General features: G+C 61.1%; 12 protein-coding genes. 9 read left to right on the top strand and 3 right to left on the bottom strand.

From position 1 onward, the window contains the following. The first annotated feature begins 4 nt into the window (after window positions 1-4). The 9 genes from murD to lpxC all read left to right on the top strand — a co-directional run bounded on the left by murD (window position 5) and on the right by lpxC (window position 10519). Window positions 5-1351, top strand: coding sequence for a UDP-N-acetylmuramoyl-L-alanine--D-glutamate ligase (gene murD, locus AB4N53_RS14700; protein WP_460121348.1), 1347 nt, complete (start codon window positions 5-7; stop codon window positions 1349-1351). After that, on the top strand, window positions 1348-2565 hold the full coding sequence (gene ftsW, locus AB4N53_RS14695; protein ID WP_016773276.1) for a putative lipid II flippase FtsW: 1218 nt from the start codon (window positions 1348-1350) through the stop codon (window positions 2563-2565). Before murD ends, ftsW begins: the two co-directional genes overlap by 4 nt. Continuing rightward, entirely contained in the window at window positions 2555-3625 is a 1071-nt protein-coding gene (gene murG / locus AB4N53_RS14690; RefSeq protein WP_460121346.1) for an undecaprenyldiphospho-muramoylpentapeptide beta-N-acetylglucosaminyltransferase, read from the top strand. The genes ftsW and murG overlap by 11 nt, the downstream gene beginning before the upstream one ends. Beyond that, window positions 3618-5078 carry a UDP-N-acetylmuramate--L-alanine ligase gene (murC, locus tag AB4N53_RS14685; protein ID WP_042608371.1) on the top strand — a complete coding sequence of 487 codons (1461 nt, stop codon included), beginning with the start codon at window positions 3618-3620 and terminating at the stop codon, window positions 5076-5078. The genes murG and murC overlap by 8 nt, the downstream gene beginning before the upstream one ends. After that, the gene (locus tag AB4N53_RS14680) at window positions 5075-6049 is read left to right on the top strand and encodes a D-alanine--D-alanine ligase (RefSeq protein ID WP_016773280.1); all 975 of its coding nucleotides are present in this window, start codon (window positions 5075-5077) and stop codon (window positions 6047-6049) included. The genes murC and AB4N53_RS14680 overlap by 4 nt, the downstream gene beginning before the upstream one ends. A gap of 4 nt (window positions 6050-6053) precedes the next feature. Continuing rightward, entirely contained in the window at window positions 6054-6920 is an 867-nt protein-coding gene (locus AB4N53_RS14675; protein WP_460121344.1) for a cell division protein FtsQ/DivIB, read from the top strand. 15 nt (window positions 6921-6935) lie between these two features. Further along, window positions 6936-8195 carry a cell division protein FtsA gene (ftsA, locus tag AB4N53_RS14670; RefSeq protein WP_016773282.1) on the top strand — a complete coding sequence of 420 codons (1260 nt, stop codon included), beginning with the start codon at window positions 6936-6938 and terminating at the stop codon, window positions 8193-8195. Between the two features lie 103 nt (window positions 8196-8298). Next, entirely contained in the window at window positions 8299-9495 is a 1197-nt protein-coding gene (gene ftsZ / locus AB4N53_RS14665) for a cell division protein FtsZ (protein WP_016773283.1), read from the top strand. Between the two features lie 112 nt (window positions 9496-9607). Then, window positions 9608-10519, top strand: coding sequence for a UDP-3-O-acyl-N-acetylglucosamine deacetylase (gene lpxC, locus AB4N53_RS14660; protein WP_007916984.1), 912 nt, complete (start codon window positions 9608-9610; stop codon window positions 10517-10519). Window positions 10520-10667: 148 nt separating this feature from the next. Here lpxC and AB4N53_RS14655 read toward each other — a convergent pair whose 3' ends face one another. The 3 genes from AB4N53_RS14655 to AB4N53_RS14645 form a co-directional block, all read right to left on the bottom strand. Further along, a complete protein-coding gene (locus AB4N53_RS14655; RefSeq protein ID WP_460121341.1) occupies window positions 10668-12176 on the bottom strand; it encodes a sensor domain-containing diguanylate cyclase in 1509 nt (502 codons plus the stop codon). A gap of 181 nt (window positions 12177-12357) precedes the next feature. Beyond that, window positions 12358-13674 carry an OprD family porin gene (locus AB4N53_RS14650; protein WP_460121339.1) on the bottom strand — a complete coding sequence of 439 codons (1317 nt, stop codon included), beginning with the start codon at window positions 13672-13674 and terminating at the stop codon, window positions 12358-12360. 194 nt (window positions 13675-13868) lie between these two features. Then, window positions 13869-14090: a hypothetical protein gene (locus AB4N53_RS14645; protein WP_122693152.1), complete on the bottom strand. Its 222-nt coding sequence runs from the start codon at window positions 14088-14090 to the stop codon at window positions 13869-13871. Window positions 14091-14218: the final 128 nt, after the last annotated feature.

Raw genomic sequence — 14218 nt, 5'->3', positions numbered from 1 at the left:
ACGAGTGTCTCTGATCGCTTCTGACCACTTCCGCATCGTTGTCGGCCTCGGCAAGAGCGGCATGTCCCTGGTTCGCTTCCTGGCGAACCGGGGCACGTCGTTTGCCGTCGCCGACACGCGGGACAATCCACCGGAACTGGCCACGCTCAAGCGTGACTATCCGCACGTGGAAGTGCGTTGTGGCGAGCTGGACGTCGAATTCCTCTGCCGTGCCGACGAGCTCTACGTGAGCCCCGGCCTGGCGCTGGCGACCCCGGCCCTGCAAGCCGCCGCAGCCCGTGGCGTGAAAATGTCCGGCGACATCGAGCTGTTCGCGCGTAACGCGCGGGCGCCGATCGTCGCGATTACCGGTTCCAACGCGAAAAGCACCGTCACCACGTTGGTCGGCGAGATGGCTGTTGCGGCCGGTAAGCGCGTCGCCGTCGGCGGCAACCTTGGCACCCCGGCGCTGGACCTGCTCAGCGATGACGTCGAGCTGTACGTCATGGAGTTGTCGAGTTTCCAGCTGGAAACCACCGACCAGCTCAACGCCGAAGTCGCCACCGTACTGAACATCAGCGAAGACCACATGGATCGCTACAGCGGTCTGCCGGCGTATCACCTGGCCAAGCACCGGATCTTCCGTGGCGCGAAGCAGTTTGTGGTCAACCGTCAGGACGCCCTGAGCCGTCCATTGATCGGCGAAGGCCAGCCATGCTGGACCTTTGGCCTGAGCAAACCGGACTTCAAGGCCTTCGGCATTCGCGAAGAAGACGGCGAGAAGTACCTGGCCTTCGAATTCCAGAACCTGATGCCGGTGCGTGAACTGAAGATTCGCGGCGCGCACAACCAGTCCAACGCGCTCGCCGCATTGGCACTGGGTCACGCGGTAGGCCTGCCGTTCGACGCCATGCTCGCGGCGTTGCGCACGTTTGCCGGCCTCGAGCATCGTTGCCAGTGGGTGCGCGATCTCGACGGCGTGGCCTATTACAACGATTCCAAAGCCACCAACGTTGGCGCCGCTCTGGCCGCCATCGAAGGTTTGGGCGCAGACATCGACGGCAAGGTCATTCTGATCGCCGGCGGTGACGGCAAAGGCGCCGAATTCAACGATCTGCGTGATCCAGCGGCGGCCAACTGCCGCGCTGTGGTGCTGATGGGCCGCGACTCCGACAAGATCGGCGCAGCCATTGGCGATGCCGTACCGCTGATTCGCGCGAGCTCGCTGATCGACGCTGTTGCGCAATGCCGCGCCGCTGCCCAACCGGGCGATGTGGTGCTGCTGTCGCCGGCCTGCGCCAGTTTCGACATGTTCAAGAATTACGAAGACCGTGGTCACCAGTTCGTCCGCGCTGTGGAGGAACTGGCATGAACCTGAGAAACATCATCAAGCCGTACCCGTCGCCGCTGATCACCGGGCGTGGCATCGACCTCGACTTCCCGATGCTCGCCGGTTGCCTGGCGTTGCTTGGTCTCGGCCTGATCATGATCGCCTCGGCGTCCACCGAAGTGGCGGCAGCGCAGTCGGGCAGTCCGCTGTATTACATGATTCGCCACCTTATATATGTGGTGCTGGGTCTGGGCGCGTGCATTGTCACCATGATGATCCCGATCGCCACTTGGCAGCGCCTCGGCTGGATGATGCTGATCGGTGCGTTCGGCCTGCTGGTGATGGTGATCATCCCCGGCATCGGCCGCGAGGTGAACGGTTCGATGCGCTGGATCGGTTTCAGCTTCTTTAACGTGCAGCCGTCGGAAATCGCCAAGGTATTCGTGGTGATCTACCTCGCCGGTTATCTGGTGCGCCGGCAGAAAGAAGTGCGCGAGAGCTGGATGGGCTTCTTCAAGCCGTTCATCGTCCTGTTGCCGATGGCCGGTCTGTTGCTGATGGAGCCGGACTTCGGTGCCACCGTAGTCATGATGGGCGCGGCGGCGGCGATGCTGTTCCTTGGCGGGGTCGGGCTGTTCCGTTTCTCGCTGATGGTGGTGCTGGCGGTTGGCGCGGTGGTTTTGCTGATTCAGATGCAGCCCTATCGAATGGCGCGTCTGACCAACTTCGCCGACCCGTGGGCCGACCAGTTCGGCGCCGGTTATCAGTTGTCGCAGGCCTTGATCGCCTTCGGTCGCGGCGAGTGGCTGGGCGTCGGCCTGGGCAACAGCGTGCAGAAACAGTTCTACCTGCCGGAAGCGCACACCGACTTCGTGTTCTCGGTACTCGCCGAAGAACTCGGCGCGGTCGGTTCGCTGTGCACCGTCGCGCTGTTCGTGTTCGTGTGTATTCGCGGCATGTACATCGGCCTGTGGGCGGAGAAGGCCAAGCAGTTTTTCGCCGCTTATGTGGCTTACGGCTTGTCGTTCCTGTGGATTGGTCAGTTCCTGATCAACATCGGTGTGAACGTCGGCCTGCTGCCAACCAAGGGGCTGACCTTGCCGTTCCTCAGTTACGGCGGCAGCTCGCTGGTGATCTGCTGCGCCTGTCTGGGCCTGTTGCTGCGCATCGAGTGGGAGAGTCGAACCCACCTGGGCAGCGAAGAGATGGAATTCCAGGAGAGCGACTTCGCCGAGGAGCCGACTCATGGGCGCTAACGTATTGATCATGGCCGGCGGTACCGGCGGCCACGTGTTCCCGGCGCTGGCCTGTGCCCGCGAATTTCAGGCGCGCGGTTACACCGTGCACTGGCTCGGCACGCCACGCGGGATTGAAAACGAACTGGTTCCGGCGGCAGGGCTTGAACTGCACCGGATCAACGCCAGCGGTCTGCGCGGCAAGGGCAAGCTGTCGCTGCTCAAGGCGCCGCTGATGCTGCTGAAATCGGTGTGGCAGGCGCGGGCGATCATGCGCCGTCTGAAGCCGGTGTGCGTGGTCGGCTTCGGCGGTTATGTGACCGGCCCCGGCGGCCTTGCCGCGAAACTGGCCGGCGTGCCAGTGATCGTTCACGAGCAGAATGCGGTCGCCGGCACCGCCAATCGGTTGCTGGTGCCGTTCGCCGCCCGAGTGTGTGAAGCGTTCCCCGACACCTTTACTCTGTCGGACAGCCGCCGTACCACCGGAAATCCGGTGCGCAGCGAGCTGTTCCTCGAAACATCGCGACCGGCGCTGACCGGGCGCAAAGCGCGTTTGCTGATCCTTGGCGGCAGCCTGGGCGCAGAACCGTTGAATAAATTGCTGCCTGAAGCCCTGGCCCAAGTCGCTGCCGATTTGCGCCCGGAAGTGTTTCATCAGGCCGGCAAAAATCACGATGAAGTGACTGCCGAGCGTTACCGCGCCGCTGGTGTGGAAGCGCAGGTGCAGCCATTCATCAAAGACATGGCCCAAGCCTATGGCTGGGCTGACCTGGTGGTGTGCCGCGCAGGCGCGCTGACCATCAGTGAGCTGGCGGCCGCCGGTCTGCCCTCGATGCTGGTGCCTTTGCCCCATGCGATCGACGATCACCAGACCCGCAACGCCGATTATTTGGCCCGCGAAGGCGCTGCCCTCCTGATGCCGCAAAGAACGACTGGTGCCGCGGATCTTGCCGCGCGCCTGACAGAGGTCTTGATGCAACCGCAACGACTCGAAGCAATGGCCCAAGCGGCCCGCCGACTGGCCAAACCCGATGCCACCCGTAGCGTGGTCGACACCTGCCTGGAGGTGGCCCATGGTTGAGAATCAGAAAGCCATGCCACAACCGGAAATGCGCCGCATCCGTCGCATCCACTTCGTCGGCATCGGCGGCGTGGGCATGTGCGGTATCGCTGAAGTGTTGTTGAACCTGGGCTATCAAGTCTCCGGTTCCGACCTGAAAGCGTCGCCGGTCACCGAGCGCCTGGAAACCTTCGGCGCGCAGATCTTCATCGGTCACCGTGCCGAGAACGCGGCTACCGCCGACGTGCTGGTGGTGTCGAGCGCAGTGAACACGTCCAACCCGGAAGTGGCGACTGCCCTTGAGCGTCGCATCCCAGTGGTGCCGCGCGCAGAAATGCTCGCCGAGCTGATGCGCTACCGCCACGGCATCGCCGTCGCCGGTACTCACGGCAAAACCACCACCACCAGCCTGATCGCTTCGGTGTTCGCGGCCGGTGGCCTGGACCCGACATTCGTGATCGGTGGGCGTCTGAATGCAGCGGGCACCAATGCCCAGCTCGGCACCAGCCGTTACCTGATCGCCGAAGCCGACGAAAGCGATGCGAGCTTCCTGCATCTGCAACCGCTGGTGGCCGTGGTCACCAACATCGACGCCGACCACATGGCGACCTACGACGGTGACTTCAACAAACTGAAGAAAACCTTCGTCGAATTCCTGCACAACCTGCCGTTCTACGGGCTGGCGGTGATGTGTCTCGACGATCCGGTGGTGCGTGAAATCCTGCCGCTGGTGAAACGTCCGACCGTGACCTACGGCTTCAGCGAAGATGCCGACGTGCGTGCAATCAATGTGCGCCAGCAGGGCATGCAGACCTTCTTCACCGTGCTGCGCCCGGATCGTGAGCCGCTGGACGTGTCGGTGAACATGCCCGGCAACCATAACGTGCTCAATTCGCTGGCGACCATCTGCATCGCCACCGATGAAGGCGTCAGCGATGAAGCCATCGTTCAGGGCCTGTCGGGCTTCCAGGGTGTCGGTCGACGCTTCCAGGTCTACGGCGAACTGCCGGTGGATGGCGGCAACGTAATGCTGGTCGACGACTACGGTCACCACCCGACCGAAGTCGCTGCGGTGATCAAAGCCGTGCGCGGTGGCTGGCCGGAGCGTCGCCTGGTGATGGTCTACCAGCCGCACCGCTACAGCCGCACCCGTGATCTGTACGACGACTTCGTCAATGTACTGGCCGATGCCAACGTGCTGCTGCTGATGGAAGTCTATCCGGCCGGCGAAGAGCCGATCCCGGGCGCCGACAGCCGCAAGCTGTGCAACAGCATCCGCCAGCGCGGTCAGCTCGACCCGATCTACATCGAGCGTGGCGTCGACCTGGCGCCGTTGGTCAAGCCGCTGCTGCGCGCCGGTGACATTCTGCTGTGCCAGGGCGCTGGTGATATCGGCGGTCTCGCGCCGAAGCTGTTGAAAAGTGAATTGTTCGCCGGCGCCGTGGCGGCGTCGGTCGAGGGGAAGTTGAAATGACTGCTGCCTACGCCAAGCTGTTCTCCACCATCGCGCCGAAAGACTTCGGCCGCGTCGCCGTGCTCTTCGGCGGCCTGAGTGCCGAGCGTGAGGTTTCGCTGAAATCCGGCAACGCCGTGCTCGAGGCGCTGCAAAGCGCTGGCGTCGACGCGTTCGGCATCGATGTCGGCGAAGACTTCCTGCAGCGTCTGCTCAGCGAAAAGATCGACCGCGCGTTCATCATTCTCCACGGTCGCGGCGGTGAAGACGGCAGCATGCAGGGCCTGCTCGAGTGTGCCGGCATCCCGTACACCGGCAGCGGCATTCTTGCTTCGGCACTGGCGATGGACAAGCTGCGCACCAAGCAGGTCTGGCACAGCCTCGGGATTCCGACGCCGCGTCACGCCGTGCTGTGCAGCGAAGCCGACTGTATTTCCGCAGCGACGGAACTGGGCCTGCCTTTGATCGTCAAACCGGCGCATGAAGGTTCAAGTATCGGGATGGCCAAAGTGAATTCTGCGTCCGAGTTGATCGACGCATGGAAAGCGGCCAGTACCTACGATTCGCAAGTGTTGGTCGAGCAATGGATTCAAGGTCCGGAGTTCACCATCGCCACCCTGCGTGACCAGGTGTTGCCTCCTATCGCCCTGGGTACACCGCACACATTTTACGACTACGACGCCAAGTACATCGCCAACGATACCCAGTACCGCATTCCGTGCGGGCTGGACGCGGCCAAGGAACAGGAACTCATGGAACTCACGGCCAAGGCCTGTGAGGCGCTGGGTATCGCCGGTTGGGGCCGGGCGGACGTGATGCAGGACGCCGACGGGCAGTTCTGGTTCCTCGAAGTCAATACCGCACCGGGCATGACCGATCACAGCCTGGTGCCGATGGCGGCGCGGGCTGCCGGTCTGGATTTCCAGCAACTGGTTCTGGCCATTCTGGCCGCCAGCGTTGAAGACGCAGGCGCAACAGAGGCGCGAGGTTAAGACCATGCAAGGCGCTCATCTCAGACATCAGCCACCCGCACCCGGCCGCAAGCCGGTGCCGCGGGGTGCCAGCCGAATGGTGGCGAAAGAGCCGATGTCCGCGCGCCTGCCGAAAGCCAATTTCAGCTTTCTGAAAAGCCTGTTCTGGCCGGTGCTGCTGGTGGCGCTGGGCTTTGGTACATACGAAGGCGCGCAGCGTTTGCTGCCGTATGCCGACCGGCCGATCAGCAAGATCGCGGTGCAGGGCGACTTGAGCTACATCAGCCAGCAGGCGGTGCAGCAGCGGATCGCGCCGTTCGTGGCGTCGAGCTTCTTCACCATCGACCTCGCCGGTATGCGTACCGAGCTTGAGCAGATGCCGTGGATCGCCCACGCCGAAGTGCGTCGGGTGTGGCCGGACCAGGTAGTGATCCGCCTCGAAGAGCAATTGCCGGTGGCGCGATGGGGCGACGAGTCGTTGCTCAACAACCAGGGCCAGGCGTTCACGCCCAAGGAACTGGCGAACTACGAACACCTGCCGCAGTTGTTCGGCCCACAACGGGCTCAGCAGCAGGTGATGCAGCAGTATCAGGTGCTGAGCCAGATGTTGCGCCCGCTGGGTTTTTCGATTGCACGCCTGGAATTGCGTGAACGCGGCAGCTGGTTCCTGACTACTGGTGCCGGCAGTTCCGGCCCCGGCATCGAGTTGCTGCTGGGACGCGGCAACCAGGTGGAAAAGATGCGCCGCTTCATCGCCATCTATGACAAGACGCTGAAAGAGCAGATTACGAACATTGCGCGCATCGATCTGCGCTACGCCAACGGCCTCGCTGTTGGCTGGCGGGAACCCGTAGCGCCGACGACAGCCCAACCCGCTGTCGCAAAGAATTAAGAAGAGGCAGGACCCATGGCAAACGTGCAAAGCGGCAAAATGATCGTCGGTCTGGATATCGGCACCTCCAAAGTGGTGGCGCTGGTAGGCGAGGTCGCGGACGACGGCCAGCTGGAAATCGTCGGGATCGGCACGCATCCGTCCCGCGGCCTGAAGAAGGGCGTGGTGGTCAACATCGAATCCACCGTGCAATCGATCCAGCGCGCGATCGAAGAAGCCCAGCTGATGGCCGGCTGCCGCATTCACTCGGCTTTTGTCGGCGTGGCCGGCAATCACATCCGCAGCCTGAACTCCCACGGCATCGTCGCGATCCGTGATCGCGAAGTCAGCTCGGCCGACCTTGAGCGTGTGCTCGATGCCGCCCAGGCTGTGGCGATCCCGGCTGACCAGCGCGTGCTGCACACCCTGCCGCAGGATTACGTGATCGATAACCAGGAAGGTGTGCGTGAGCCACTGGGCATGTCCGGCGTGCGTCTGGAAGCCAAGGTTCACGTGGTCACCTGCGCCGTCAACGCTGCACAGAACATTGAAAAATGCGTGCGCCGCTGCGGTCTGGAAATCGACGACATCATCCTCGAGCAACTGGCCTCGGCCTACTCGGTGCTGACCGACGACGAAAAAGAACTGGGCGTGTGCCTGGTCGACATCGGCGGCGGCACCACCGACATCGCGATCTTCACCGAAGGCGCGATCCGTCACACCGCGGTGATCCCGATTGCCGGTGATCAAGTGACCAACGACATCGCCATGGCGTTGCGCACTCCGACCCAGTACGCCGAAGAAATCAAGATCCGTTACGCCTGCGCCCTGGCCAAACTGGCCGGCGCCGGGGAAACCATCAAGGTGCCAAGCGTTGGCGACCGTCCACCGCGCGAACTGTCGCGTCAGGCCCTGGCCGAAGTGGTCGAGCCGCGTTACGACGAACTGTTCACCCTGATCCAGGCCGAGCTGCGTCGCAGTGGCTACGAAGACCTGATCCCGGCGGGCATCGTGCTCACCGGCGGTACTTCGAAAATGGAAGGCGCCACTGAACTGGCCGAAGAAATCTTCCACATGCCGGTGCGCCTTGGTGTGCCGCATGGCGTGAAAGGTCTGGATGACGTGGTGCGCAACCCGATTTATTCCACTGGCGTTGGTTTGTTGATGTACGGCCTGCAAAAGCAGTCCGACGGAGTTTCGTTCTCCGGCATCGGCAGCCGCGACAGCTACAGCAGCGAAGAGCCTCAGGCGCCGCTGCTGGACCGACTGAAAAAGTGGGTTCAGGGCAATTTTTAAAAGCAGCCTGGAGCGACAAGCTTCAAGCGGCAAGCAACTGCAGTAGATACACCGCTACAAACAGCAGTAGGCGAAAAAACTAGAGAATGTAAGGAGAGGGAAAATGTTCGAACTCGTAGACAACATCCCCGCAAGCCCGGTAATCAAAGTTATCGGTGTCGGCGGTGGCGGCGGCAACGCTGTCAATCACATGGTCAAGAGCAACATCGAAGGCGTTGAGTTCATCTGCGCCAACACCGATGCTCAAGCGCTGAAAAACATCGGCGCGCGGACCATCCTGCAACTGGGTACCGGCGTGACCAAAGGCCTGGGCGCCGGCGCTAACCCTGAGGTCGGCCGTCAAGCCGCTCTGGAAGACCGCGAGCGCATCGCTGAAGTGCTGGCCGGCACCAACATGGTGTTCATCACCACCGGCATGGGCGGCGGTACCGGTACCGGTGCAGCGCCGATCATCGCCGAAGTGGCCAAGGAAATGGGCATCCTGACCGTTGCGGTCGTGACCCGTCCGTTCCCGTTCGAAGGCCGCAAGCGTATGCAGATCGCCGACGAAGGCATTCGCATGCTCTCGGAAAGCGTCGACTCGCTGATCACCATTCCGAACGAAAAACTGCTGACCATCCTCGGCAAAGACGCAAGCCTCTTGTCGGCTTTCGCCAAGGCTGACGATGTCCTGGCCGGTGCCGTTCGCGGTATCTCCGACATCATCAAGCGTCCGGGCATGATCAACGTCGACTTCGCCGACGTACGCACCGTGATGAGCGAAATGGGCATGGCAATGATGGGCACTGGCTGCGCCAGCGGTCCGAACCGTGCACGTGAAGCCACCGAAGCGGCAATCCGCAACCCGCTGCTGGAAGACGTCAACCTGCAAGGCGCGCGCGGTATCCTGGTGAACATCACCGCCGGTCCTGACCTGTCCCTGGGTGAGTACTCCGACGTCGGTTCGATCATCGAAGCCTTCGCTTCCGAGCACGCGATGGTCAAGGTCGGTACCGTTATCGATCCGGACATGCGCGACGAGCTGCACGTAACCGTGGTTGCCACCGGTCTGGGCGCGAAAATCGAGAAGCCTGTAAAGGTTATCGACAACACCGTTCACACCTCGATGGCTTCGGCGCAGGTGCAACAACCAGCTCCGGCCCGTCAGGAGCAGCCAGCGGTGAACTACCGTGATCTGGACCGTCCGACCGTCATGCGCAACCAGGCTCAGGCCGGTGCTGCGGCTGCCGCGAAGATGAATCCGCAGGATGACCTGGACTACCTGGACATTCCGGCATTCCTGCGTCGTCAGGCCGATTGATGGAATGTATCAGGGCTATGAAGGTGATTGGTGTTCAGCAAAGGCATGGTCTGCTATCATCGCCAGCCTTTGTTGATACCAGTTCGCAATTTGCGCTGAAGCGGCCCAAGCCATGATTAAACAACGCACACTGAAAAATATTATCCGTGCCACAGGTGTAGGCCTGCACTCCGGTGAGAAGGTCTATCTGACCCTCAAGCCTGCGCCTGTCGACACTGGCATTGTGTTTTGTCGCGCTGACCTCGACCCTGTGGTGCAGATTCCTGCCCGCGCGGAAAACGTCGGTGAAACCACTATGTCGACGACGCTGATCAATGGCGACGTCAAAGTGGACACGGTAGAGCACTTGCTCTCGGCCATGGCTGGCCTGGGCATCGATAACGCCTACGTCGAGCTCTCCGCGTCCGAAGTCCCGATCATGGATGGCAGCGCTGGACCCTTCGTATTCCTGATTCAATCGGCTGGCCTGGAAGAGCAGGACGCCGCCAAGAAATTCATCCGCATCCTGCGTGAAGTGACAGTGGAAGACGGCGACAAGCGCGCCACTTTCGTCCCTTTCGAAGGCTTCAAGGTGAGCTTCGAGATCGATTTCGATCACCCGGTATTCCGGGACCGCACCCAGAGTGCAAGCGTGGATTTTTCCAGCACTTCGTTCGTAAAAGAAGTCAGCCGCGCCCGTACCTTTGGTTTCATGAGTGACATCGAGTACCTGCGCAAGCACAACCTCGCACTCGGCGGCAGCGTGGAAAACGCGATCGTGGTCGACGCTGATGGCGTGTTGAACGAAGACGGTCTTCGTTATGAAGACGAATTCGTCAAACACAAGATCCTCGATGCGATTGGCGACCTGTACCTGCTGGGCAACAGCCTGATTGGTGAGTTCAAAGGCTTCAAGTCCGGTCATGCACTGAACAACCAGCTGCTGCGCAAATTGATTGAGCAGACAGATGCGTGGGAAGTGGTGACGTTCGAAGACGCCAGCACCGCACCAATCTCTTACATGCGCCCGGTTGCGGCCGTGTAAGTAAAAAACCTCTCTAGTTTTTTGAAGGCCATCCTCGGATGGCCTTTTTTTATGCCCTTTCAAAAGCAAAGATCGCAGCCTTCGGCAGCTCCTACAGGGATACCGCATTCCAGATGTAGGAGCTGCCGAAGGCTGCGATCTTTTGACTTTAAAGTGACACTACAACGCGATTACGCCCGCCTTCCTTGGCCTGATACAGCGCTTTGTCCGCCGCGAACAGCAGCTGCTCCAGGGTCATCTCGCTCGCCGATGTCCACGTAGCAATGCCGATACTCACGGTCATCGCCCGCTCAGCGCCCTCGGCCCATGGCAAGTTTTCCACAGCCTGGCGAATCTGCTCGGCGATCTGCTGCGCTCCTGCGCTGTCGGTCTCGGCGAGAATCACCGAAAACTCTTCACCGCCATACCGCGCGACCAGATCCGCCGGACGCCGCACGTTCGCCGTGATCACCTTGGCCAGTTCACGCAAGACCTGATCCCCAGCCTGATGGCCGTGCCGGTCGTTGAACGCCTTGAAGTGGTCGGCATCAATCATCATCACCGACAGCGGCTGGCCCGAGCGCTGGGCGCGGAACCATTCGTGGCGCAAGGTCTGGTCGAGCATGCGCCGGTTGGCGACGCCGGTCAGATCATCGGTGGCAGCCAGTTGCGCCAGTTCGCGTTCGGCGCGATGGCGCAGACGCAGTTCCCGGGCGAGCAACCAGGTCAGCCATAACAGGCCAAGGCACAACACGCCAGTGGCGCTACTGATCAGGATCGCGGTGCGTCGCCAGGTGCCGAACACTTCATCGCTGGACAGCGCCACCATCACCGTCAGCGGCAGATTGCCCACACGGGAGTAGGTGTAGAGCCGGCGTTGGTCATCCATGCTCGAAGTGCTGGTGAAACTGCCGCTGCCATCGCGGTCATTGAGAATGCGCACGACGTTGGGCCGGTTGCCGAAGCTTTTGCCCACCGAGTCGCTTTGCAGGTACGGCTTCTGCGCGAGCAGCACGCCGTCGCTGTTGATGATGTTCAGCGTGCTGTCGGTGCCGATGTCGAGGCTTTTGAACAGGTCGTCGAAGTAGTCGAGTTTCAACGAAGCGACGGCGACGCCGAGAAATTCGCCGGTCTGCGAGGAGATGCGTCGGCTGAAGCTGATGCGCCACTGATCGGCCTCTTCGCAATCGCAGCGGGTCTTGAACGGTCGGCTGATAAACATGCCGATGTCGCGGTTGAATGCGTGGGCGAGAAAATAATCGCGGTCGGCGAAATTGCCCGGTTTCGGTTCGATGCGCGAGGAGTCGGCGATGACCTCGCCATGCTTGTCGAGCAGGAGGATGTCGCCCTTGTAGCGCGCGGTGGCAGAGCGATCGAACAGCGCCAGATGGCGGATCTGCGGCGAGGCGTTTTGCAGGTCGTCACGCTGAGCGGCGGCGATCAGGCCTTGCAGCGTCAGGTCGTACAGCTCGACAGTGCGCAGCACGTCGGCGTCGATCAATTGCGCAATGGTGGTGGCGCGGCGGGTGGCGGCTTCCTGGGCACTGGCGTACTCGCGGATCAGCAGGAAAGTGACGATGCACACCATCGCAATCACGGTCAGCAGGCTGCCGAGGATCAGCAGACGCTCGGGGCGACCGGTAAGGCCAGTGATGGAGGGCGTGCGGCTGGCGATCATGATGGGAGTTCGGGTTGGGGGATTCTAACAAGCGTAGTTGCACTATGAGCCTGCTCACACCTGTAGGAGCTGCCGAAGGCTGCGATCTTTTGATTTTCAAGAGCAAGATCAAAAGATCGCAGCCTTCGGCAGCTCCTACCAATAGGTTCGATGTTGACTGGGCTTCAGCTTGGTAGGGATCTTAGAAGACGTTGACCGGGTAGTCGATGATCACGCGGTATTCATCTGTATCCGAATCAATCGCGCCGTAGCCGTTGCCGCCACGGTTGGTCGCCCATTGCAGGCGCACCGCCAAGTCCTTGGCCTGGCCGCTTTGCACGACGTACTGCAAATCAATGTCGCGTTCCCAATGTTTGGCGTTGCGGCCATCGGCGCTGTACCAGCTCGAATAGCCTGCGCTGTCCGGGTCAGCTTTGGTCAGATCCACCGTGCCGCGTGAATAGGACAGCGCCGAGGTTAACCCTGGCATGCCGACACCGGTGAAGTCGTAAGCGTACTTGAGCTTCCAAGAGCGTTCGTTCGGGCCGTTGAAGTCCGAATACTGCTGCGAGTTGTCCAGATAAACGCTGTCGCCCTGGCTGATGTAGTCGAACGGCGTATTACCGTTGACCCGCTGATAGGCGGCAGTGACGCTGTGGTTGCCGATGCCTACGGTGAGATGCGCGCTCCAGGTGTTGTTGTCGATGTCGCCCAGCAGCGCCTCGCCGGTATCTTGCGTGTGATAGAAGTGCAGACCCGGGTTGAGGCTGACCAGATCGTTCAGTTGCCAGGTGTAGTCGAGGTCATAGTAGTACTGGTTCCAGATGTCTTTCAGCTCAGAGGCATAAAGGCTGCTGGTCAGGCCTTCAACACCGCTCCAGGCCACACCGGCCCAGTTCAAGTGTTGGCTGTCATCGCCATCGGCCAGCGTGCCGTAGGACGTGCCGATTCGGGTATGACCGCTCTGGTTATACGGCTTGGTGAAACTGGCCTGGCCACCTTCGATCAGCCAGCCGTCGAAGCTGCGGTTACTCAGGCTGATGCCACGAAAGGTCTGCGGCAGCATCCGTGTGTCGCCGCCGGCAATCACCGGGTTGGTGAGGAACAGGTCACCGGCCTTCAGTTCGGTATCGAATGCTCGCAGCTTCAGGGTCCCGCCGGCGGTTGAAAACGAGCCCGGCGCTTTGCCGTTGCCGTCGCTGATCGGCAGGATGCTCGAACCGTCGGTACCGCCTCCGCCATCGAGTTTCAGGCCGAGCATGGCGTGAGCATCGACGCCGAAGCCGACCGTGCCTTCGGTATAACCCGATTCGAAAACCCCGAGAAAACCTTGCCCCCATTCAATGTTGTCGTCCGCTTTCTGCAAGCGGTTGCGATTCATGTAGTAGTTGCGGGCATTGAGACTGAGGCTTGAGCCTTCGACGAAACCTTGTTCAGCGGGCTCATCGGCGTGAGCAGCGGGAGCAATCGTTGCGGCAAATGCAATGAACAGCGGGGTGAGGCGGACAGGGTAAAACACGTGCGGTGGGGCTCCTTGGGTCAGCGGGCCGCTCTGGTTCTTGAGCGGCTTGATGTTTCTTGTTTTTTCAGACGCGCCAGACGGCTTTCAGACCACAACGAAAAAAGGCCGCTGAATAACAGCGGCCTGGAGTGACGACGGTTGAACGGGAAGAGCCAAACAACCGCGTCGAGGGAAACCTTTCGCGGTGCGACTCAGCTGTCTTTCTCGAGCGCTTGAGCCTGGGAAGTGGCGGCCTGCGGGGATTGCGTCGCGTCTTGAGCCTTGGCCATCACTTCGGCCTGATGCTGATCGAATGCCTGCGCGCGAGCGACTTTTTGCGCTACGAATGTTTGCGATTCTTCAGCCATCGCCATCGGCGACAGGATCAATGAGGACAAAACGAATGCGCTGGCAATACCCATACTGTTGGACATCTTGAAAACCTTCTCGCTTGGCGAGTGCTGTTTGGTGCGGGCAAAGATAAGGTTGCCGGGGGTTGGGAAACAGCGCGATTTTCATAAATGACTGTTACAGCAAAAGCAAAGATCGGCACGGGTAACAA

The organism is Pseudomonas sp. H3_E04 (genome assembly GCF_054668915.1).
Note: the sequence above shows the minus strand (reverse complement) of the source record. Positions and strands in the feature narration are given on the sequence as shown.